The following is a 22,685-nucleotide window of genomic DNA, read 5'->3' on the forward strand; positions in this document are numbered from 1 at the left end:
CCGCCGGCTGCGGCTGACCGCGGCGGCCGCGCTCGTGCCGGCGGTTCCGCTGCTGGTCGCACTCGTTCCGGCGATCAGCGCCCTGGGTTAGCAAGGCAGCGCCCCGGGCCGGCGGAACACACCCTCCGGGACCGGAGCACGGGGGTGGCCCCACGCACCTCGCGTCGGAGAGGATCTCTCCATGCACCACTCCCAGCTCCTCTCCCGTCCGGACCGTATCCGCACCGCTCGGCAGGCCCTGCGGACCGGGACCGTCTGTGCGGCCCTCTTCCTGGCGCTGCTGGCCCTGGTCGCCGCGCGGTGGTCCCCGCTGATGAGCCTGGACCGTACGGTCGCCGACGCATTGCACCGGCGGGCGGTGACGGAGCCCGGCCTCGTCCACGTCAACCGGGTGCTGACGGACTGGCTGTGGGACCCCTGGACGATGCGCGCTCTGATCGCCGTCGCCGTGGTGGCCCTGTGGTGGCGCGGCGCCCGGCCGCTCGCGGGCTGGGTGGCGGCGACGAGCCTGTTCTCCAGCCTGTTGCAGCAGGGGATCAAGGCCGCTGTCGGCCGCGAGCGTCCCCAGTGGCCGGACCCGGTGGACTCCGCCCACTACGCGGCGTTCCCGTCCGGGCACGCGCTGACGGCCGTGGTGAGCTGCGGACTGCTGCTGTGGCTGCTGCGCCGGCACGGCGCCGGACCCGGGATGTGGCGGGCGGCCCTGGTGGCGGCGTGGGTCTCGGTGCTCGGGGTGGGTGTCACCCGGCTCTACCTGGGCGTGCACTGGCCGTCCGATGTGCTGGGCGGGTGGCTGCTGGGGGCCGCGCTGGTCGCGTTCGCGGTCGCGGGATTCAAACGGTACGAGTCGCGTGAACAGCCTTCGCGCGATGTCTGAACAGACATCCTTGCCGCGTCGTCGGCGCATCGGCGAGGATCTGGCCATGCCGATCAAGGGTGTGCTCTTCGACTTCTCCGGGACGCTGTTCCGGATCGAATCCGTCCGGTCCTGGCTCGCCGCGGCCTGCGCCGCGCGGGGGGTGAGCGTGGACGAGGCCGACTTCGACCGGTACGCACGGGAGCTGGAGGCCGCCTGCGCGCTGCCGGGCGGACCCAGTCCGCAGCGGGTGCCGGAAGCCCTGGCGGAGGACTGGGCCTCCCGTGACGAGAGCGTGCACCGGCACCGGGCCGCGTACACCGGTCTGGCCCGCCAGGTCGCGCTGCCTGATCCCGGGCTGTACGACGCGCTGTACGAACGGCACCGGACCCCGGATGCCTGGTGTCCGTATCCGGACGCGGCCGAGGTGCTGGGCGCGCTGGCCGGCAGCGGTGTCCGGATCGGCGTGGTCAGCAACATCGGCTGGGATCTGCGGCCGGTCTTCCGGGCCCACGGCCTGGACGCCTTCGTGGACGCGTACGTGCTGTCCTTCGAGCACGGCATCCAGAAGCCGGACGCACAGCTCTTCCACACGGCCTGCACACTTCTGGGACAGCATCCGACGGATGTGGTGATGGTCGGCGACGACCGGCACGCGGACGCCGGAGCCGCCGCGCTGGGCTGTGAGGTGCGTTTCGTGGAGCACGCGCCGCTGGTCGAGCGGCCGTACGGGCTACGGGAGCTCGGATTGGTGCCCGAGGTTGCCTGAGGAACATGTGAGAGATGTCCCCTGCGCCCAATGGGTCTGATTGTCACATGGGGGCCTTAGCCTGGTAGGTATGTCCCCGACTCCGTACCCGTCCGGTTCCGTGCGTTCCGCCTCAGCGGTGAATGAAGACATTCGCGAACTGTGGCAGCGCTCGGGCGGACGCCTGTCCCCGGAGGACGAGGAGGAGTACCAGCGCTTGCTGGTCGAATGGGCCGCGGCCACGGGCGGCGGCTCCCGGTCCGCAGCCTGACCGCTGCCCGGCGGGACGGCCGCGCTCGCCCTCCGCACACCCGACTGATCGGCTCCGGGGCCGGGTTTCCGGTTCGCTGTGCGGCGGCCTTCGGGGCGCCGCACCCTGGAGGCATGACTTCTCCCCCGATCGTGATCTTCCGTCCGTCCCCCTCAGGCGGGCGACGCGTCACCGTGCAGCGCGACGGGCGGGTCCAGATACTCGGCCTCGCGCACTCCGATCACGATGTGATCGTGTTCCTGGAGGGCGCGGGGCTCGACGACCCCGAGCGGATTCTGGACAGCCCCGAGTGGGTCGAGTGGCGGGGCGGTCGGGCGCACCTGTACGAGGCGGCCTGAGACGTCTGTTTCCGGCGATCCCCCGCGTCGCCGGAACCAGCGGTCACCCCCGGCGGGCCGGGCTCCGCGGAGCGCGCCGGTCCCGCCGGGTGAGGAACCCCCGGCGGGACCGTGTGACGGTCGGGGCGGGCAGGCCGTCCCGCCCTGCGGCGGTCCGGCCGTCGGATCAGCGGTCGAAGTAGTCCGGCTGCGTCTGGACATTGAGCTCGTCCGTGCGCACCCGCTTCGCCGGATCAGTGCGCCGGTCGTCGATCCTCAGGACGTCGAAGCCCTTGGCGATGTCGTTGGAGTAGATGTAGCCGTTGTAGTAGTACGCCGACCAGGGACCGGCCGTGGTGACCTCATCCGTGCTGACGGGACCGCGCTCGAAGAAGCCGATCTCCTTCGGCTTCGACGAGTCGGTGAAGTCCCAGACCGAGACTCCGCCCTGGTACCAGGCCTGGACCATCAGGTCACGGCCCTTGACCGGAATGATCGAACCGTTGTGGGCGACGCAGACCTCGGTGTCGGCCTGCGGGCGGTCGATCTTGAAGTAGCTGCGGAAGACCAGCTTTCGGTGGTCGCCCCTGCCGACGATGTCGTAGATGCCGTCGGCACCGCGCTTCGGACCGATCTCCTCGTTGCAGGTGGCCGCGCTGCCACCGCCCAGCTCATCGGTGAAGACGACCTTGTCCGCGCGCTGGTTGAACGTCGCCGAGTGCCAGAACGCGAAGTTCACGTTGTCCTGCACCCGGTCGATGATCTTCGGGTTCTCCGGGTCCTTGATGGAGAACAGCAGCCCGTCTCCCATGCACGCGCCGGCAGCCAGGTCCTTCGAGGGCAGCACGGTGATGTCGTGGCAGCCGGTGGTCTTGGACACGCCCGGGTTCGTGGGCGCGCCCGGGTTCCCGCCGTCGGGGAAGAGCACCGGGAAGTTCACGACGCGGGACTTCTCGGGTGCCTGGCGCGGCACCTTGATGACGGAGATCCCGTCATGCGGCGGCCGGCAGTCCGGGAACGCCTCGCTCGGCGAGTACGAGGAGACGTACACGTACACGTTCTTGCGCTCGGGGACGAGCGTGTGGGTGTGCGATCCGCACGCGGTCTCGACGGCGGCGACGTACTTCGGATTGCGCTTGTCGCTGATGTCGAAGACCTTCATGCCCTCCCAGGAGGACTTCTCCGTGGCGGGCTGGGTGGTGCTCGCACACGAGTTGTCGCTGCGCGAGGAGTCGGTCGACAGGAAGAGCAGGTTCCCGGAGACGGAGATGTCGTTCTGCGATCCGGGGCACAGGACCTGGGCGACCGTCTTCGGCGACTTCGGATTGCTGATGTCGAAGATCCTGAAGCCGTCGTAGTTCCCGGCGTAGGCGTACTTCCCCTGGAAGGCCAGGTCCGTGTTCAGTCCCTGGAGCGCATCCTTCGGGACGTTGGCGAGATGGGTGATGTTGGGGCTGTGGACGATCTCGTCCACGCCGGGTACCTCACCGCTCTTGATCGCGGCGGTCGCCTCCGCCTCCTGGCGCGTGGAGACTTCGGTTCGGGTCGCGGCCGAGTCACCTGGGTCGGGTGTCGCGGCCGCGGGTCCGGCCATCAGCAGAGTGGCGAAGAGCCCGGCGGCGGCAGCCGCCACGCCCAGACGTCTGCGCCGCACCGGGGTGGTGTGCAACGAGGTCACTGCGTCCTCCCATGGATCCGAATGTGGTTGACCGGTTCACGGACTCCGGCAGTATCGTCCTTGCCATGGGCATCTCAACAGATGGCAACAGAGACGTAATGAAAGTTTCTGATCACAGCTGTGCGTTGACGTGCTAGGACAGAGCGCAACCACCCATGTATCAACGGAGGTCGCTTTGTTGATTCGTCGTCAGTCCCGGCGGTTCCGCGGAATCGCCCTCGCCGCCGCCACCGCAGCCGTGCTCACCTCGGCCGGATGCGACGGGAGCGGCGGTGACAACGGCCCGGAGGACCGGGCGGGCGGGGGCGGTTCGGTCGTGGCCCCCGGAAAGCCGGGTGAGCCGGCACGTACGCTCTCGGCCTCGGAGGCCGCGAAGGCCGCCGCCGGGGTGGACACCCCCAACTCGGCGGACGTCCGCTACGTCCGGATGATGATCCAGCACCATGCCCAGGCACTGGTACTGACCCGTCTGGTCCCCTCCCGCTCCGGCTCGGCCGCGGTCAAGCGGCTCGCCGAGCGCATCACCGCGGCCCAGCAGCCCGAGATCGGCGCGATGAAGGGCTGGCTCAGCCGCCACGGCCGGACGGAGCAGGCCGACGGCCATGACCACGGCGCCATGCCCGGCATGGCCACCGCCGCCCAGCTGGAACAGCTCCGGGCCGCGAAGGGCAAGGCCTTCGACCAGCTGTTCCTCAAGCGCATGATCACCCACCACCAGGGTGCGGTCAGCATGGCGACCGAGGTGCTCTCGGAGGGGAACAACGTCCAGGTCGAGGAGATGGCCGACGACGTCGTCGCCCAGCAGACCACCGAGATCAGCCGGATGCGCGCTCTCCCCTCCTGACGAAACACCCGGCGCACCTCTCCCCCGTCGGGCGCCGCCGGTGCGATGCTGGAGGCACCCTCAGGGAAGAGGTGCGCCGTGCAACGCGTTGCCGTCGTCGGCTCCGGCCCCAGCGGAATCTACGCTGCCCAGGCACTGGTGGCGCATCCCCTGCTGCCCGGTGTGCGGGTGCACGTCCTGGACCGGCTGCCCTGTCCGTACGGCCTGGTGCGGTACGGCGTCGCCCCGGACCACGAGAAGATCAAATCGCTCCAGCAGAGCCTGCGGGCCGTCCTGGAGCACGAGCGGGTCACGTTCGTCGGCAATGTCCCGGTGGGCGGGGACGGGGTGTCGCCGGAGCAGCTCGGCGGGCTGTACCAGGCGGTGGTCTACTGCGTCGGGGCGGCCACGGACCGCCCGCTGGGCATCCCCGGGGAGGAGCTGCCCGGCAGCCACTCGGCGACCGACTTCGTCTCCTGGTACAGCGCTCACCCCGATGCGGCCGCCGGCCGTTTCGCGCTGCAGGCCCGTTCCGTCGTGGTGATCGGGATCGGCAATGTCGCCGTCGACGTGGCGCGGATCCTCGCGCGGGGCGCCGATGAACTGCGGCCCACCGATGTGCCGGAGCCCGCGCTCGGCGCCCTGGCCGGCAGCCGGGTGCGTGAGATTCACATGGCGGGCAGACGGGGACCCTCGCAGGCCAGGTTCACCACCAAGGAGCTCCGGGAACTCGGCGCGCTTCCCGGGGCGCGGATCACCGTGGACCCGGCGGAGCTCGTCCTGGACCCGGCGTACGCCGGTACGGCACCGGGCTCCCCGGCGCTCCCCGCGATGGTGCGGCGGAACCTCGACGTGCTGCGCGGGTGGGCCGCGGACGCCTCTGCCGACGGACGGACACCGGCCCGGACCATCGGGCTGCGGTTCTACCTGCGCCCGGTCGCGCTCCTTGAGCGCCGGGGGCGGGTGGCCGGTGTGCGGTTCGCCCGTACGGCACCGGACAGCACCGGCGGCGTACGGGACACCGGTACGTTCGAGGAGATCGACGCGCAGCTCGTACTGCGGGCGGTCGGCTACCGGGGGATGCCCCTGCCCGGTCTGCCCTTCGACCCGGTACGCGGGACGGTGCCCCACCTGGCCGGCCGGGTGCTGCGGGGCGCGGTCCCGTCGCCCGGGCAGTACGTCGCGGGGTGGATCAAGCGGGGCCCGACCGGGGTCATCGGATCGAACCGGTCGTGCGCCAAGGAGACGGTCGCCTCCTTGGCCGAGGACGCCCCGCTGCTCGCCGGACGCCCCGCCGCGCCGGATCCGGTGGCCGCGTTGCGGGCGTGCGGGCTGAGGCCGGTGGAGTGGGACGGCTGGCTGTCGATCGAACGGGCGGAGGCGGCCCTGGGCCGGTCGCTCGGCCGCGGGCCCGTGAAGATCCCGGACTGGCCGGGACTGATGGACGCGGCCCGGGGCGACAGCCTCGCGTAGGGGCCGCGCACGGCGGTGGCGCGGGCCGTCGGCCCCCGTCGAGCCGGTCAGCCCTCGCCGAGCCGGTCCGCCTGCCGGTTCGCGGCTTCGAGCACGCGATCCAGCAGTCCGGGGAACAGCGCCTCCAGGTCCTCGCGGCGCAGCCCGTTCATCTTGGCGGTGCCCCGGTAGATCTGCTGGACGATGCCGCTCTCGCGCAGCACCCGGAAGTGGTGCGTGGTGGTCGACTTGGTCACCGGCAGATCGAACCGGGAACAGGTGAGTTCCTCGTCCGCGGCGGCCAGTTCACGCACCACGCACAGCCGCACCGGGTCGGAGAGCGCGTGCAGCACCGACTCGATCCTGATCTCGTCACGTGCCGGGTGGGCCAGCGTGCGGGCGCCGACGGCCGCTTCTGTGGCACTGGCAGGGGTCACGGTGGCTCCGCATCGTCGCTTCGTCCGGAGTCCCCATAATACGAGATCCGTCGTAGCTTGACGCCGGTCACACCGGGAGACGGGCGCACGAGGCGGCGGTGAGCCGTCACGCGTAGGTGCGCAGCTCGGGCCACGTCGCGCCCCAGGGGCGGCGGGGGCCGGTGCAGATGTAGACGTGCCCTCCCGATTCGATGTTGTGCACGCCGCCCGGTGTAGAGAGGGTGGCGGCCACGCGGACGTGCCGGAAGTACCGGCGCAGGTGGGCGGTGTACCCGGGGGCGTATGCGGGGCCGGGGGCGACGGCCACCACGGTCGTGGCGTCCGGGTTGCCGGCGCCCCACCACCAGTCGGTGTTCTGCGCACCCGCAGCGGTGGGCAGTCCGGCGCTCCGGCCCAGTTCGTTGATGGCGCCGGCCTCGCTGTAGTCCGCCGCGAAGATCACCGCGTTCGCACGCTGCTCGGACGGGAGCCCGGTCCATACCTGCTCTACGGTGCCGACCAGTTGGGGCCAGCCCAGGGTCTCCCCCGACGTCGCGCTGATGCCGTACGTCCAGGCCACGCCGGAGGACGGCAGCACCGGCAGCACGATCACGGCGGACAGCGTGGCCGAGACGGCCGTTCCGGCCAGCAGGGCGCGCAGCCGTTCGGGGCGGGAGTGCAGCCAGCCGTCGAGGCCCACGGCCCCGGCCGCCAGCAGGCACACGTACAGCCCGCCCAGGTAGTACACCTGGGCTCCGGTCGTCACGGCGAACAACACGAACAGCACGGCGTACGTGATCGCCAGGTACCGCCACAGCGGCCGGCCGGACCGCCACAGGAACCTCAGGCCTGCCACCCACAACAACGTCATCACCAGACAGGACATGCTGAGCTGCCCCACGATCCAGGTGACGATGTTCCCCGGGCCACCGTGCTCCGCGTTGAGTGCCCGCGTCATCTCGAACATGGCCCAGCCGTGCCGCGCCTGCCACCACAGATCGGGCAGCACGAGCGGCACGGCGATCGCCGCGCCCGCGAGCAGCCGGCGGTCGGCCACGGTCCGGCGGGCCGGACCGAGCAGGGCAACGGCCAGCAGGACGGCCCCGAAGATCACCGCGAGGTGATTGAATTCCGCACCGATGCCGACCAGCGCTCCCCCGGCGGGCCACCACCGGGTGTCGCCGGTACGGCCGATCCGCGTGACCGTGAACGCGATCGCCGCCCACGCCAGCACTTCGTACGACGTCGTGTTGGCGACGTGCCCGCTGCTCAGCAGCACGGGCATGGTGCCCGTCGCGATCGCGGCGAGCAGCTGCGCCCGCCGTGCGCCGCCGAACTCCCGCGCGGTCAGCCCGCCCACGACCACCGTGCCGGCGGCAGCCAGCGCGGGCCACAGTCGCAGACCCGCCTCCGAGACGCCGAACAACGACAGCGAGAGCCGGGCGAGCAGCGGCGCCAGCGCCGGCTGATCCACATAGCTCGCCTGGAGGTGCCGGGCGGAGTCGAGGAAGTACAGCTCGTCGCGGTGGAAGCCGTAGCGCGTGGACAGCGCCATCAGCAGGGCGAAGACGACGCCCGCGACGGCGAACACCCGCCTGTCCAGCGGCGCGATCCCCCCGCCGTCCACCCCGGTCCCGGCATCCCCGGTCCCGACTGTCCCGGTCCCGTCCGCACGCCCCGCGTCCGTCATCCCCGTCACCCCCCGGTGCCCGGCCCCTCGGTCGCGCCATCCGCGCGGCCGGGGCTGCCAGGCGCGCACGGCGCCGAGACCGCTCGCACTTTACGCACCCGGGCCACACCCGGTGAAGCGATCCGGGCAAGTACGAGGTCAAGGAAATGAGGTCAAGGGGATGCGGCCCCGGCAGGGCCCGGTACCCGGATCCCGAACCCCCGTCAGCCGCTCAGCAGCTCCGGGTCCTTGGCCAGCGAGGCGAGACGGCCGCCCGGATCAGCGATCAGCCTGCGGGTAGACAGGTCGAGGATGCCCGCGACACCGGTGATGTCCGCCGCCACCGTGCCGTCCTCCTTGAGGATCTGCTGCGCGACCGTGAAGGTCTTGCCCTTCCCGTAGTCGAACCGGCAGGACACCCGCACCCGTTCACCGCCCCGCAGCTCCTTCAGGAACTTCACGGTGACCTCGAGCGCGACGGGTCCCACCCCGTCGGCCAGCAGCTTCTCCTGGGGCAGTCCGGCGGCCCGCAGCAGCTCCCAGCGCGCGTGCTCCGCGTACTGGAGATAGACGGCCTGGTTCAGATGGCCCTGCGTGTCGAGTTCGTAGCCCCGCACGGTCACGTCCACAAAGAAGGTCATGAACGCCGCAACAGCCCGGCGCACTCCGCCATTCCCGGACGGGGTGTCACCGGTCGCCGCAGGAGCCCGGACAACCTGCGCCGTCCGGGCCCTTTACGCACCTGTCATGCCCAGGTAACTTCCTCACCGCAAGAGATTGCAGCAAAATTCAGACAGCCCTTGCTGTCGGATGCACTGCTCGCCCGAACCCCGAGGCGCGTCCGGGTTCTCCGGCGGGACCCGCGGGTGCTCGATGAGTACCCCGCTGTTGGCTGCGGCGGCCCGGGAGGCCGTCGTACTCCCCTGGAGAGACGAATGAAACGCTCCCCCCGCCCGCGGCTCAGACGGCCCCTGGCAGCGGCGGCCGCCGCGGCCGGGCTGCTGGGCCTGCTCACCGCCGCACCGGACCCGTCGGGCTCCTCCTCCGCCGTACCCGTGGCGGCCTCCGAGAACACGGCGACGGTCTTCTACTACACCAAGACGCGTGACTGGTCCGCGTACAACCTTCACTACGCGCCCGACGGCGGTTCCTGGACCGCCGTGCCCGGCGTGCGGATGGAGGCAGCGTGCACGGACTGGGTCAAGAAGACCGTTTCGCTGGGCAGTTCGCCGGGACTGGCCGCCACGTTCACCGACGGATCGGGGGTCTGGGACAACAACTCCGGGAAGAACTACGCGCTGGGGACCGGCACCATCACCGTCAAGGACGGGGTGGTGGCGCACAGCGACCCCTGCGCCACCACCGGGACCGACCCGGACCCCTCGCCCTCCCCGACCTCCTCGCCGAGTACCGGGCACACCGCATCGGTGTACTACTCGACCACCACCGTCGGCTGGAGCACCACCAATCTGCACTACCAGCCGGCGGGCGGCTCCTGGACGGCCGTACCGGGCGTCGGCATGGAAGCGGCCTGTACCGGCTGGGTGAAGCGGTCGGTCGGTCTCGGAACCGCGACGAAGATGCAGGCCGCGTTCAACAACGGCAACGGGGTCTGGGACAACAACAACGGCAGCGACTACACCGTCCCCGCAGGGGTTTCCACGGTCAAGGACAGGACCGTGACCAAGGACGCCGCGGATCCGTGCGCCGCCGAACCGGCGGACACCGAGGCACCCACCGCCCCCGCGGCGGTGAAGGCCGACGCGGACGGGGTGTCGGTCGTACTCACCTGGGAACCGTCCACCGACAACCGGGGTGTGACGAAGTATCAGGTCACGCGCACCGGCGGCAGCAAGGGCACGACGGTGAGCGACGTCGGCTCGACCGTCCTCTCCGACGCCGGTCTGGAGGAGAAAACGGCCTACAGCTACACCGTCAAGGCGGTCGACGCGGCGGGCAACACCTCGGCCGCCTCGGCCGCCGCGAGGGCGACCACGGGCACCAGACCACCGGCGGCCGCACAGGGCACACCGCTGGGCACCGACCCGCGCAAGGACCCGATCTACTTCGTCCTTACCGCCCGCTTCAACGACGGGGACGCCGGTAATAACAGGGGCGGCGGCCAGGACGTGAAGTCCGGCAACGCGGCCAATAACGACCCCATGTTCCGAGGGGACTTCAAGGGTCTGGTCAACAAGCTCGACTACATCAAGGGCCTCGGGTTCTCGGCCGTCTGGATCACTCCGGTGGTACTGAACCGGTCCGACTACGACTACCACGGGTATCACGGCTACGACTTCTACAAGGTCGACGGCCGCCTCGAATCGGCGGGCGCCTCGTACCAGGACCTGATCAACGCCGCGCACGCCAAGGGCATGAAGATCTACCAGGACGTCGTCTACAACCACTCCTCGCGCTGGGGCGCCAAGGGCCTGTACACCCCGACCGTCTACGGCGTCCGGGACGACCAGTGGAGCTGGTACTACGACGAGAGGAACGAGGGCTTCGAGTACGACGGCGTGAGCGTCGAGACGAAGTCCGGGAAGTCGTACTACAACGGCGACCTGTGGTCCACCGCTGAGCCCTCGGGCAACACCTGCCTCAACTGGGGCAAGCCCACCGGATCCACCTCGGCCGAGGGCTACCGGATCTACAACTGTCAGTGGCCCAACCCGACTTCGGAGATGTTCCCGAAGGAGTACTACCACAACTGCTGGCTGGGGAACTGGGAGGGCGAGGACTCGCGGTCCTGCTGGCTGCACGAGGACCTGGCCGACTTCAACACCGAGTCGGCACCGGTCCAGAACTACCTGATCGGCGCGTACGACAAGTACATCGACATGGGCGTCGACGGCTTCCGCGTCGACACCGCCGTCCACATTCCGCGCACCACGTGGAACCGCCGCTTCCTGCCCGCGATCCAGGAGCGAGTCACCCAGCACTTCGGCGCCGGGGCCGCGAAGAACTTCTTCGTCTTCGGCGAGGTGGGCGCGTTCGTGAACGACAAGTGGAACCGCGGATCGGTCAACCACTCGGCGCAGTTCTTCACCTGGAAGGAACGCAAGGAGTACAGCGCGGACGACACCAGGGCCGCGCTGGAGATGTACGACTACGAGGAGAAACTGGGCACCGGGGCGCAGCCGGCCTCCCGCAACGCCTTCCTGGACGGGAACGCCTACCACACGCCGGACCACAGCGAGTTCTCCGGCATGAACGTCATCGACATGCGGATGCACATGAACTTCGGTGACGCCGACAACGCGTACAACAACGGCAAGGACTCGGACGACAGTTACAACGACGCCACGTACAACGTCGTCTACGTGGACAGTCACGACTACGGCCCCAACAAGAGCAGCGAACGCTATGCGGGCGGCACCGACGCCTGGGCCGAGAACATGGCCCTGATGTGGACCTTCCGCGGCATCCCGACCCTCTACTACGGATCGGAGATCGAGTTCCAGGCCGGCAAGAAGATCGACTGCGGGCCCAGCTGCCCACTGGCGACCACCGGCCGCGCCTACTACGGCGACCACCTCGCCGGCACGGTCGAGGCGTCCGGCTTCGGCCAGGTCTCCTCGGCCACCGGCGAGGTCGCCGACACGCTGAGCAGACCGCTGGTCAAGCACGTCCAGCGGCTCAACGAGATCCGCCGCGCCGTTCCGGCCCTGCAGATGGGCCAGTACTCCACCGAGGGCATCACCGGCCGGATGGCGTACAAGCGGCGCTACACCGACGCCGCGAGCAATGTGGACAGCTTCGCTCTGGTGACGGTCACCGGCGCGGCCGCCTACACCGGGATTCCCAACGGCACCTACCGGGACGCCGTCACCGGTGACACCCGGGTGGTGGCGGACGGCAGGCTGAGCGTGGCGGCCCCCGGCAAGGGCAACATGCGGGTCTACGTCCTGGACCTCGGCGGCAGCAACGCCGCCCCGGGCAAGGTCGGGGCGGCGGGGCCGTACCTGAAGTAGCGCGGCACACCAGGAGGCCCGGCCCGCGGAGTGCGCTACATCCGCGGGCCGGGCCGTTTCATGGGGGTGTCCGGAGGTTCAGGCCGTGACGGCGGCGAGGTGCGGGAACCTGAACTCGGTCCGGCTGCGGAAGGATTCGTCCGGGCGCAGCACGGTGCCGGGGTGGTCCGGCCGGTTGGGCGAGTCGGGCAGGTGCTGGGTCTCCAGGCAGACGGCGCCGTGTCGGTCGTGGCGGCCGCCGCCGGGGGCGGCCAGGGTGCCGTCGAGCTGGTTGGCGGTGTAGACCTGGATGCCGGGTTCGGTGGTCCACACCTCCAGGATGCGCCCGGCCCCGGGGGCGGTGAGCCGGGCGGCCCGGCGCAGACCCGTGCCGGGCCCCCGGAGGATCCAGCAGTGGTCGAAGCCGCCCGCCCTGCGCAGCTGTTCGTCGGGGAGCGCGATCCGTTCCCCGACGGTGCACGGGGTGGTGAGGTCGAACGGGGTGGCGTGCACCGCGGTGGCCGGGCCCTCGGGAATGCCGTCCTCGTCGACGGGGAGATAGCTGTCGGCGTCCACCTGGAGCGTGTGGCCGAGGATGTCTCCCTGTGCGGCGAGGTCGAAGTAGGCGTGGTTGGTGAGGTTGACGACGGTGGGGCGGTCCGTGGTCGCGGTGTAGTCGAGGGCGAGTGTGCCCGCCGCGTCGAGGGCGTAGGTGACGGTGACGTCCAGTGCCCCGGGGAATCCCATGTCGCCGTCGGGGCTGCGCAGCGTGAGGCGGAGCGTCGCGGCCGTGTCGGTGGCCTCCCCGGCGGCCTGCCAGACACGGGTGTGGAAGCCGTCGGGCCCGCCGTGCAGGGCGTGTCCCCGGTCGTTGGCGGGGACTTGGTACTCGGCCTCGTCGAGGGTGAAGCGGCCGTGCGCGATGCGGTTGGCGAAGCGGCCGATGAGAGCGCCGAAGAACGGGTTGCTGCCCGTGTAGTCGTCCAGGCCCGCCAGCGACCGGACGACCGACGCGGGGGCTCCTGCGGTGTCCGGCACGGTGAGCCGGTGCAGGATGCCGCCGTAGGTGAGGATCTCGGCCCGGACTCCGGTGCCGGAGTCGAGCGTCCAGACATCGACGTCCGTGTTCCCATGGACGCCGAACGGTTTGCGGTTCACGGTGGGGCGAGGCATCAGAGATCCTTGGGGCGAGCGGACGGCCGGGCGGGGCGGGGACGGCTCGGGCGGGTGTGCCGGGCGCCGCGGCCCCGGTCAGGATCCGCCGGACACTCCCGGAGGGCGGGGAACGGTGGATTCCCGGACGATCAGCCGGTAGCCGGGCCGGGGCCGCCGGGGTGCCGGTGCCTCGTCGCCGGAGAGTCGTTCGACGAGGCTGTCGACGGCGAGCCGGGCGATGGCCTCCTTGTCCGGGGCGACCGTGGTGAGCGTGGTGGCTCCGTAGAGGCTCTCCTCGATGTTGTCGAACCCGACGACGGCGACGTCCTCGGGGATGCGCAGACCGCGTTCGGACAGGGTGCGCATCGCGCCGATGGCGATGAGGTCGTTGTACGCGAACACGGCGTCGGGCTGCTCCCCGCGGTCCAGGAGGGCGGCCATCGCGGTGGCCCCGTCCTCGCGGCCGTAGCCGTCGGTGACCACGACCAGCGACTCGTCGGGGGCGATGCCCTCGGCGGCGAGCTCCTCCCGCCATCCGCGCAGCCTCAGATGGGCCGGCTGCCGCTCACGGCCGGTGCGCGAGCCGAGGAAGGCGATGCGCCGGTTCCCCTGATCGATAAGGTGGCGTACGGCCTCACGGGAGGCCTCCACGTTGTCGATGGCGATGTGGTCGTACGGCGCCTCGTACTCGCGCTCGCCCAGCAGCACCAGTGGGGCTGTCTCGGTGCGCGCCATCAGGTCCTCGGTCTCCAGATGGATGGGACTGAGGATGAGGCCGTCGATCACATGGGACCGGAAACCCTGGCTGACCAGGAGCTCCTTCTCCCGCAGCCCGCCGGTGTGGTCGACCAGCACGGTGTAGTCGTGCCGGGCGGCCGCGTCGACGACCTCGCCGGCCAGCTCCGCGAAGTACGGGTTGCCGAACTCGGGGACGGCGAGGGCGATGATGCCCGTGCGGCCCTTGCGCAGATGCCGGGCGGTGAGGTTCGGCCGGTAGCCGAGCTCGTCGATGGCCTGCTGCACCTTGGCGCGCATCTTCGGTGTGACGTGCTGATAGTTGTTCACCACGTTCGACACGGTCTTGATGGATACGCCCGCCCGTTGCGCAACATCCTTGAGGCTGACGCCCACGGCACTCCCTGAATCGACTTGACGCGCGTTGAAGCGCAGTGGCCCGGCTCCGCCGGTACGGCTCGGCCTGTGCCGGGGCCGCGGCCCCGGCACAGGTTCAGGTGGTTCTGCGGCTGCGCGCCAGATAGCGCTGGGCCACGACGACAACGATAAGGAACCCTCCGCTGACCACCGACTGGTACGAGGAGTTCAGCGAGCCGATCTGGTTGATCAGATTCTGGATGACGGCGAGCAGCAGTACGCCCCAGAGCGTGCCGCTGATCGACCCGGCGCCGCCGATCAGGAGCGTGCCGCCGATGACGACGGCGGAGATCGCGTCGAGCTCCATGCCCACGCCGACGATGGTGACCCCGGAGGACAGCCTGGCCGCGTTGAGCGCCCCGGCGAGTCCGGCCAGCAGTCCGCTGAGCGTGTAGACCAGCATCTTGGTACGGGCCACGGGCAGGCCCATCAGGGTGGCCGCGTCGCTGCTGCCTCCGACGGCGAAGAGCGTCTGTCCGAACGAGGTGCGCTGCAGGAGCAGTCCGCCGATGCCGAACAGTACGAGGGCGATCAGGATCGGGTAGCCGAAGCCCCACACGCTCCCCTGCCCGAGCTCGGCGAAGGCCGATCCCTTGGGCACCAGGTAGGTGGTGGCGCCCTCGTCGGTGAAGGCGAGGAGTATGCCGCGGGCCCCCAGCAGGGTGGCGAGCGTGACGATGAACGGCGCCATCCCGGCGCGGGCGACCAGGAAGCCGTTGAGCAGTCCGATCGCACCGCACACCACGAGTGGCACGAACAGCGCGGCCAGGAAGCCCCATGGGGATGCCCAGGCGGCGAGCACGCCGCCCAGCGCGAAGACGGATCCGACGGACAGGTCGATGCCGCCGGTGATGATGACCATGGTCATGCCGAGGGCCACCACGGCGAGGAACGACGCCTGTACGGTCACGCCGCGCGCGTTGTCCAGGGTGGCGAACGTCGGATAGATGAACGACGCGACGATCACGACCGTGAGCAGGACCGCGAGCACGCCCTGACGCTGGAGGAGCTCGGCGAGCCGTTGCCCGAGCGGGGGTGGCGTCCCGGTCACGGGGCGGGGCGCGCCGCCGCCTGCCGCTGCCGGGGTCTTGCGCGGTGCCGGGGCCTGGGCCACCGGTGCGGGTGAGGTTTCGTTCATCGGGACCGACGCTCCCGGGCGACGTAGACGGCGGCGATGATGATGGCCGCCTGGGCGATCTGTGCGGTGGAGTCGGGCAGGTCGTGCTTGACGAGGGTGGCGCGCAGCAGCTGCATCAGCAGGGCGCCCGCGACCGTGCCGAGCACCCGGATGGAACCGCCGTTGAGCGGGGTACCGCCGACGACGACCGCCGTGATGGCGGAGAGTTCCATGAGGGTGCCGAGCGAGGAGGGGTCGCTGGCGGTGAGCCTGGCGGTGGCGAGGATGCCGGCCAGTGCGGCCAGCACCCCGCAGAGCACGTACACGCCGATCAGTACGCGGCGCACGGGCAGTCCGGCGAGGGAGGCCGCGGACCGGTTGCCGCCGATGGCGACGACCTGGCGGCCGAAGGTGGTGCGCTGGACCAGGAAGGCGACGGCGACCGCGAGGACCGCGGCGATGAGGACGACCAGCGGGATGCCGAGGAAGGATCCGGTGCCGAGGGAGAGCAGGTCGGGGTTGACGATCTGCTTGAGCTGACCGTCCGCCATGACCAGGGCCAGGCCGCGGCCGCCGACGAACAGGGCGAGTGTGGCGACGATCGGCTGGAGCCCGACGAGGGAGACCAGCGTGCCGTTGACCGCTCCGACGAGCGCGCCGGCCAGCAGCGCCATGACGAGCGCGGGCACCAGCCCGTAGCCGAGGTAGAGCGGCAGGAGGGCCGCTGCCACCGCCATGGTCGAGCCGACGGAGAGATCGACGCCCTCGGTGCCGATCACCAGGGCCATGCCCAGGGCGACGATGACGATGGGCGCGACCTGGACGAGCTGGGTGCGGAGGTTGTCCGCGGTCATGAAGTGCTCGGTGAACAGGGCGTTGAAGAGGAGCACCACCGCGACGGCGACGTACACGCCGTACTCCTGGTACCAGGCGGGGTCGCGCAGCCGCGCCAGCGGACGGGCGGCGGGTGTGGAGAGCGTGGCCTGGGTCATCGGGGGTCCTCCTGAGCGGCCGGGGCCTTCCCTGCGGGCGCCGGTGAGTGGTCGGCGAGCACTTCGAGCAGATGGCTCTCGGCCACCTCGTCGCCCGCCAGTTCGCCCGCGACCGCGCCGCCGCGCAGGACGACGATGCGGTCGGCGCCCTCGATGAGTTCCTCGATGTCGGAGGAGATGAGCAGGACGGCGAGGCCCTCGCGGGCGAGGTCGTCGATGAGGCTCTGGACCTCGGCCTTGGCGCCGACGTCGATGCCGCGGGTGGGTTCGTCGAGCAGCAGGACCTTGGGCTCCAGGCAGAGCCAGCGGGCCAGCAGGACCTTCTGCTGGTTGCCGCCGGAGAGCTCGCCGACCTTCTGTTCGGGGCTCGCCGCCTTGATCCGCAGCCGCTTCATGAAGATCTCGACGATGCGGTCCTGCTTGGCGCGGGAGACGACACCGGCGCGGGAGAGGCGGGGCATCGCGGCCAGCACGATGTTCTCGCGCACCGAGAGGCCGGGGACGATGCCTTCGGCCTTGCGGTCCTCGGGCAGCAGGCTGATGCCGGCCCGGATGGCGCCGGCGGAGGTGAGCCTGCGCAGGGTGCGTCCGCCGACCCCGATCTCACCGGAGTCCAGGCTCAGCGCACCGGCCAGGGCCTTCGCGGTCTCGCTGCGGCCGGAGCCGAGGAGTCCACCGAGGCCGAGCACCTCACCGGCGTACAACGACAGGGATATGTCGTGGAGCTGGTGGTTGCGGGAGAGTCCGGTCGCGGTGAGCACCGGGGTGCGCGAGGCGTCGTGGCCCTCGGAGCCGAAGCTGGTGAGGCCGGAGCGGCGGACCTCGGCCATGTCGCGGCCGAGCATCATCGAGACGAGCTGCATGCGGTCGAGGTCGGCGAGGTCGCCGGTGTGGATGTGGCGGCCGTCGCGGAGCACGGTGACGCGGTCGCAGATCCGGTAGAGCTCATCCATGCGGTGGCTGACGTAGAGCACCGCGATCCCGCGTTCGCGCAGGTCCTCGATGACCCGGAAGAGGGTCTCGACCTCGCGCGGCTCCAGCGAGGAGGTGGGTTCGTCCATGATGACGACCTGGGCGTTGACCGAGACGGCGCGGGCGAGGGCGACCATCTGCTGGGTGCCGATGCCCAGGGTGTGCAGGGGCCGCTTCGGGTCGACGCGTACGCCGAAGCCGTCGAGCAGTTCGGTGGTCTCACGGTGCATACGACCGAAGTCGATCAGGCCGAAACGGTTCTTCGGCTCACGCCCGAGGAAGATGTTGCGCGCCACGCTCATCAGCGGGACGAGGTTCACCTCCTGGTAGATCGTGGAGATACCGGCCTGCTGCGCCTCGAACGGACGGGCGAAGGCGATCTGCTGTCCGGTCAGCCGCAGCTCGCCCTCGTCGGGCTGGTACACCCCGGTCAGCACCTTGATCAGGGTGGACTTGCCGGCTCCGTTCTCCCCCACCAGTGCGTGGGTCTCCCCGGCGCGCAGGGAGAAGGAGACGTCGTCGAGGGCGACGACGCCCGGGAATCGCTTGCTCACCGAGCGCGCCTCCAGGACGGCCGCGGCCGGCGCGGGGGCCCCGTCGGCGGTCTCCTTCACGAAGGAGGCCGGCGCGGTTGCCTCCTTCGCGTCGGCGGCCGGCTCCGGCGGCTGCGGTACTGCTTCGGGTGGTGCCATGGCTGGTCTTGGCCTTCCGCTCTTCCAAGGGTGTGGGCCCGGTGGCCGCCGTGACGGGTGGGAGCGTCACGGCGGCGGTCCGCCGTCGGGGGCCCGGTGCGGGCCGGGCCGGGCGCGGATCGGTACGCGTCCGCTCCCGGCCCGGCGGCTCCCCCGCGGGTACTACGGGCAGGTGTGGCCGGTCACGGTCAGAACGCGCCGCCGAGCGAGGCCTTGGCGTTGGACTCGTCGTAGGCACGGTCGGAGATGATGACGTTCTCCGGGATCTCCTCGCCGCCGTAGAACTTCTGGGCGGTCGCGAAGGCCAGCGGGCCGAAGCGCGGGTTCGACTCGATGACTGCGTTGTACTCGCCGTTGACCAGGGCCTGGACGGCGTTGCGGGTGCCGTCGACGGAGACGATCTTGACGTCCTTGCCGGGCTTCTTGCCTGCGGCCTTCAGCGCGGTGACGGCGCCGAGACCCATCTCGTCGTTCTCCGCGTAGACCGCGGTGATGTCGGGCTTGGACTGGATGAGCTGCTCCATGACCTGCTGGCCCTTGTCGCGGGCGAACTCGCCGGTCTGCTGGGCGACGATCTTCAGGCCGGGCGCCTTGGCCTTGAGCTGGTCGACGAAGCCCTTGGTGCGGTCGGTGGTGACGTTGTTGCCCGAGGCGCCGAGGAGGATGGCGACCTTGCCCTTGCCGCCGGTCGTCTTGATCATCGCGTCCGCCGCGCGCTTGCCCTGCTCGACGAAGTCGGAGCCGAGGAAGGCCACGTAGTCCTTGCACGCGGTGGAGTTGAGCTTGCGGTCGACGGTGAGGACCGGGACCTTCTTGGCGGCGGCGGCCTTCAGCGCCGGCTCCAGGCCGTCGGAGTTCAGCGGGGCGACGATGAGGAACTGGGCGCCCTGGGACAGCATGTCCTGGATGTCGCTGATCTGCTTGGACAGCTGCGACTGGGCGTTGGTGGTGAGCAGCTTCTTGACGCCGACCTTCTTGGCCTCGTCCTTGATGGACTGGGTCTCGGCGATCCGGAACGGGTTGGCCTCCTTCTCCGACTGGGAAAAGCCGACCACCGCGTTCTTCAGGTCCAGCTTCGGCGACCCGTAGGTCTGCAGCGAGCAGCCGGAACCGGACGAGGTCTCGGGGGACTTGGCCGCCTGGGCGCCCTGGCTGCTGTCAGCGCTCGCATTGTCCGAGCCCTCCGACTTGGAGCAGCCGGAGGCGGCCAGCGTGGCGGTGGCGGCGAGGAGGCAGGCCACGGCGAGGGTACGGGTTCGGCGCTGGATCATCATGCGCGGGAGCTCCTTGGCGGGTTGACGGCACACCGGCGGGCGTGCGGTCGGGCATGGCTGGACGACGCATCGGCCGCTCGGCGGCTGATGCCACTGCATCTCTCACGACCCCCGCCAGTGCTTCACGGGGGTGGGCCCCAGCTGCACGAACTGCGGTCGTGAGAGCCTGCGCGGCCTCTCGACGGCTCGGTTTACAACGTTATATAGGCGGCGCGGCACGGGCGGCAAGAGCGTTGTCGATGCGTTTCCAAAATGTGTCGGAGTTACCCGTGGCCGAACGGCGGCCCCTGGCCCGCCAGTTACCGCCGCAGCCCTGGACAGCCGCTTGACGTCGTGCTGTCATACCGCCGACAGCAATTTTCCAACGTTGCAAGAAACCTTGCCGTGCAGCCCCCGCGGTCGCGACGGCGCCCCTCGCCGTGCGCGCGCTCCGGCATCCCCGGACCGGTGCGTCATGGCAGCCCGCACGTGTCATGTGCCTTCCCCGAGCCGGAGTCCCCCCACGGCCGGCAGAGAGCAGGAGACCCCTCCATGCCCCTGAACCGCAGACAACTCATGGCCGGCGCGCTGGCCACGGCTGCCGCCACGACGGCGGCGACCGGCCGCTGGGCCACCACCGCGACCGCGGCGGAGCACCGGGCGAAACCGGCCCACGGCGGCCACTACTCCCCCAACGCCGCTCCCCTGCACCCGACGGCGTTCCTGAAACTCCCGCCGGGCCGGGTCACCGCACGCGGCTGGCTGGCCGGACAGCTGGGGCTCCAGCTGTCCGGACTGTGCGGCCGGTACGAGGAGTTCTCGCACTTCCTGGACTTCACGTCCACCGGCTGGGTCCGCCCCGACCTGGGCGGTTGGGAGGAGGTCCCGTACTGGCTGCGCGGGTACACCGACCTGGCCATCGTCACCGGTGACGCCAAGGCGCTGGCGGCCGTCCGCCGCTGGTTCGACGCGATTCTCGCCACCCAGCAGCCGGACGGCCTCTTCGGCCCGAAGTCGCTGCGTACGTCGCTGAACGGCGGCCCGGACTTCTGGCCCTTCCTGCCGCTGGTCCAGGCGCTGCGCTCCTGGCAGGAGTACTCCGGCGACACCCGTGTCATCCCGTTCCTCAGCAGGTTCTTCCGCTACATGAACGCCCAGGGACCGGGTGCCTTCAACACCAGCTGGATCGCGCTGCGCTGGGGCGACGGCCTGGACAGCGTGTTCTGGCTCTTCAACCGCACCGGCGACACCTTCCTGCTGGACCTCGCCGACAAGATCCACGCGAACGGCGCCGACTGGGGCGACAACCTGGTCAACCCGCACAACGTCAACATCGCGCAGGGCTTCCGTGAGCCCGCCCAGTACGCGCTGCGCAGCGGTTCGGCCGAGGGCACCCGTGACACGTACGGGACGTACGGCAAGGCCATGGACCAGTACGGCCGGTTCCCGGGCGGCGGCTTCGCCGGGGACGAGAACGCGCGCCCCGGGCACGGCGACCCCCGGCAGGGCTTCGAGACCTGCGGGATCGTCGAGTTCATGGCCAGCCACCAGCTGCTCACCCGGATCACCGGCGATCCGCTGTGGGCCGACCGCTGCGAGGAGCTGGCCTTCAACTCGCTGCCCGCCTCGCTCGACCCCTCGGGCAAGGCGGTCCACTACATCACCAGCGCCAACAGCGTCGATCTGGACAACGCGCCCAAGACGGACCGGCAGTTCCAGAACGGCTTCGCCATGCAGGCGTACCTGCCGGGCGTCGACCAGTACCGCTGCTGCCCGCACAACTACGGCATGGGCTGGCCCTACTTCACCGAGGAGCTCTGGCTCGCCACCCCCGACGGCGGGCTCGTGGCCGCGATGTACGCCGCCTGCGAGGTCACCGCGAAGGTCGCCGACGGCACCGAGGTCACCTTCACCGAGGAGACCGGCTATCCGTTCACGGACACTGTCACGCTGAGTCTGAAGGCGCCCGGGCGGCTGCGCTTCCCGCTGGTGCTGCGGGTGCCCGCCTGGTGCGACGCCCCGGAGATCAAGGTGAACGGGCGCCGCGTGGACGCCCCTGCCGGTCCTGCCTTCACCCGCGTCGAGCGCACCTGGTCCGACGGCGACAAGGTGACCCTGCGCTTCCCGCAGACGACGACCGTCCGCACCTGGGAGCAGAACCACGGCTCCGTCAGCGTGGACCGCGGCCCGCTCACGTACTCCCTGCGGATCGGGGAGGAGTACCGGCGCGTCGGCGGCACCGATCAGTTCCCGGAGTACGAGGTGCATGCCACCGGTCCGTGGAACTACGGGCTCGTCCTGGACGGGAAGAAGCCGGCCGGTTCGCTGCACCACCACACGGTCCGCCACGCCAAGGACGCCAACCCGTTCACGCTGGACGGCACCCCTCTGACCATGACCACGCGGGCCCGCCGGATCCCGGAGTGGACCGCGGACGGCGAGCACGTCGTCACCCCGCTCCAGGACAGTCCGGCCCGCAGTACGGAGCCGGTGGAGGAGGTCACGCTCGTCCCCATGGGGGCGGCACGGCTGCGCATCACCTCGTTCCCGACGGCCGGTCCGGGCGGCTCGCCCTGGCTGACCGGAGGCTGGTACCGCGTCCGCAACCGGCATTCCGGCAAGGTGCTGGGCGTCGACAACATGTCCACGGCCAACAGCGCCCACGTAGTCCAGTTCGGCGACACCGGCACGGACGACCACGACTGGCAGCTCGTTCCCGAGGGCGACGGGTGGTACCGCATCCGCAACCGGCACTCGGGCAAGGTCCTCGGCGTCGACAACATGTCCACCGCCGACAGCGCCCACGTCGTCCAGTTCGACGACAACGCCACCGACGACCATCTCTGGCAGCTCGTCCCCGACGGCAACGGGTGGTACCGCATCCGCAACCGGCACTCGGGCAAGGTCCTCGGCGTCGACAACATGTCCACCGCCGACAGCGCCCACGTCGTCCAGTTCGACGACAACGGCACCGACGACCACCTCTGGCAGCTCGTCTGACCCGCAGCGTTCCACGTACTCCCCGTACCACTCCCCGCGCCGCCCGGCGCGGGGAGCTTCCCCATGACGGAGCCGGGCACATCGACTCGGAGGTGTGGCCGGCCACGCCGGGCGGCACACACGCCTGGGACAACCCGGTCACGTTCACCGAGGACACCACATGTGCGGT

General features: G+C 70.5%; 18 protein-coding genes. 8 read left to right on the forward strand and 10 right to left on the reverse strand.

Annotated elements, in window-relative coordinates; translation table 11 throughout:
• Positions 1-181 precede the first annotated feature (181 nt).
• The 4 genes from J1C73_RS11205 (at position 182) to J1C73_RS11220 (ending at position 2,213) form a co-directional block, all read left to right on the forward strand.
• Positions 182-877 (forward strand): phosphatase PAP2 family protein, encoded by a 696-nt coding sequence (locus J1C73_RS11205; RefSeq protein ID WP_207316227.1) that lies wholly within the window; start codon positions 182-184, stop codon positions 875-877.
• A gap of 46 nt (positions 878-923) precedes the next feature.
• On the forward strand, positions 924-1,625 hold the full coding sequence (locus tag J1C73_RS11210) for an HAD family hydrolase (protein ID WP_207316243.1): 702 nt from the start codon (positions 924-926) through the stop codon (positions 1,623-1,625).
• Between the two features lie 70 nt (positions 1,626-1,695).
• Positions 1,696-1,875 carry a hypothetical protein gene (locus J1C73_RS11215; RefSeq protein ID WP_207316228.1) on the forward strand — a complete coding sequence of 60 codons (180 nt, stop codon included), beginning with the start codon at positions 1,696-1,698 and terminating at the stop codon, positions 1,873-1,875.
• A 113-nt stretch (positions 1,876-1,988) separates the two neighbouring features.
• Positions 1,989-2,213, forward strand: coding sequence for a hypothetical protein (locus J1C73_RS11220; protein WP_123467511.1), 225 nt, complete (start codon positions 1,989-1,991; stop codon positions 2,211-2,213).
• A gap of 166 nt (positions 2,214-2,379) precedes the next feature.
• Here the strand turns inward: J1C73_RS11220 and J1C73_RS11225 are convergent, their stop codons facing one another.
• On the reverse strand, positions 2,380-3,870 hold the full coding sequence (locus J1C73_RS11225; RefSeq protein ID WP_207316229.1) for an LVIVD repeat-containing protein: 1,491 nt from the start codon (positions 3,868-3,870) through the stop codon (positions 2,380-2,382).
• Positions 3,871-4,045: 175 nt separating this feature from the next.
• Between J1C73_RS11225 and J1C73_RS11230 the strand changes: the two genes are divergently transcribed.
• Together J1C73_RS11230 and J1C73_RS11235 are read left to right on the forward strand one after the other, a co-directional pair.
• On the forward strand, positions 4,046-4,714 hold the full coding sequence (locus J1C73_RS11230; RefSeq protein ID WP_207316230.1) for a DUF305 domain-containing protein: 669 nt from the start codon (positions 4,046-4,048) through the stop codon (positions 4,712-4,714).
• Between the two features lie 78 nt (positions 4,715-4,792).
• Positions 4,793-6,166 carry an FAD-dependent oxidoreductase gene (locus tag J1C73_RS11235; RefSeq protein ID WP_207316231.1) on the forward strand — a complete coding sequence of 458 codons (1,374 nt, stop codon included), beginning with the start codon at positions 4,793-4,795 and terminating at the stop codon, positions 6,164-6,166.
• Positions 6,167-6,213: 47 nt separating this feature from the next.
• Here the strand turns inward: J1C73_RS11235 and J1C73_RS11240 are convergent, their stop codons facing one another.
• The 3 genes from J1C73_RS11240 to J1C73_RS11250 form a co-directional block, all read right to left on the reverse strand.
• On the reverse strand, positions 6,214-6,582 hold the full coding sequence (locus tag J1C73_RS11240) for an ArsR/SmtB family transcription factor (protein WP_123467519.1): 369 nt from the start codon (positions 6,580-6,582) through the stop codon (positions 6,214-6,216).
• Positions 6,583-6,688: 106 nt separating this feature from the next.
• Positions 6,689-8,251, reverse strand: coding sequence for an ArnT family glycosyltransferase (locus tag J1C73_RS11245; RefSeq protein WP_207316232.1), 1,563 nt, complete (start codon positions 8,249-8,251; stop codon positions 6,689-6,691).
• A gap of 203 nt (positions 8,252-8,454) precedes the next feature.
• On the reverse strand, positions 8,455-8,871 hold the full coding sequence (locus J1C73_RS11250; RefSeq protein ID WP_207316233.1) for an acyl-CoA thioesterase: 417 nt from the start codon (positions 8,869-8,871) through the stop codon (positions 8,455-8,457).
• A gap of 294 nt (positions 8,872-9,165) precedes the next feature.
• Here J1C73_RS11250 and J1C73_RS11255 point away from each other — a divergent pair, with 294 nt between their 5' ends.
• Positions 9,166-12,204 carry a carbohydrate binding domain-containing protein gene (locus tag J1C73_RS11255; protein ID WP_207316234.1) on the forward strand — a complete coding sequence of 1,013 codons (3,039 nt, stop codon included), beginning with the start codon at positions 9,166-9,168 and terminating at the stop codon, positions 12,202-12,204.
• Positions 12,205-12,282: 78 nt separating this feature from the next.
• Here J1C73_RS11255 and J1C73_RS11260 read toward each other — a convergent pair whose 3' ends face one another.
• The 6 genes from J1C73_RS11260 to J1C73_RS11285 form a co-directional block, all read right to left on the reverse strand.
• Entirely contained in the window at positions 12,283-13,356 is a 1,074-nt protein-coding gene (locus tag J1C73_RS11260; RefSeq protein WP_207316235.1) for an aldose epimerase family protein, read from the reverse strand.
• Positions 13,357-13,434: 78 nt separating this feature from the next.
• The gene (locus tag J1C73_RS11265) at positions 13,435-14,469 is read right to left on the reverse strand and encodes a LacI family DNA-binding transcriptional regulator (protein ID WP_207316236.1); all 1,035 of its coding nucleotides are present in this window, start codon (positions 14,467-14,469) and stop codon (positions 13,435-13,437) included.
• A 97-nt stretch (positions 14,470-14,566) separates the two neighbouring features.
• Positions 14,567-15,628 carry an ABC transporter permease gene (locus tag J1C73_RS11270; RefSeq protein ID WP_207316237.1) on the reverse strand — a complete coding sequence of 354 codons (1,062 nt, stop codon included), beginning with the start codon at positions 15,626-15,628 and terminating at the stop codon, positions 14,567-14,569.
• Positions 15,625-16,599, reverse strand: coding sequence for an ABC transporter permease (locus J1C73_RS11275; protein WP_207316238.1), 975 nt, complete (start codon positions 16,597-16,599; stop codon positions 15,625-15,627). Before J1C73_RS11275 ends, J1C73_RS11270 begins: the two co-directional genes overlap by 4 nt.
• Positions 16,596-18,263, reverse strand: a complete 1,668-nt coding sequence (locus tag J1C73_RS11280) for a sugar ABC transporter ATP-binding protein (protein WP_207316239.1) — start codon at positions 18,261-18,263, stop codon at positions 16,596-16,598. Before J1C73_RS11280 ends, J1C73_RS11275 begins: the two co-directional genes overlap by 4 nt.
• Positions 18,264-18,451: 188 nt before the next feature.
• Positions 18,452-19,537, reverse strand: a complete 1,086-nt coding sequence (locus J1C73_RS11285) for an ABC transporter substrate-binding protein (protein ID WP_123467537.1) — start codon at positions 19,535-19,537, stop codon at positions 18,452-18,454.
• Positions 19,538-20,068: 531 nt separating this feature from the next.
• Here J1C73_RS11285 and J1C73_RS11290 point away from each other — a divergent pair.
• Positions 20,069-22,516, forward strand: a complete 2,448-nt coding sequence (locus tag J1C73_RS11290; RefSeq protein ID WP_207316240.1) for an RICIN domain-containing protein — start codon at positions 20,069-20,071, stop codon at positions 22,514-22,516.
• Positions 22,517-22,685 lie beyond the last annotated feature (169 nt).

Origin of the sequence: Streptomyces laculatispora, from assembly GCF_017353455.1 — a bacterium.
Taxonomy (GTDB): domain Bacteria; phylum Actinomycetota; class Actinomycetes; order Streptomycetales; family Streptomycetaceae; genus Streptomyces; species Streptomyces laculatispora.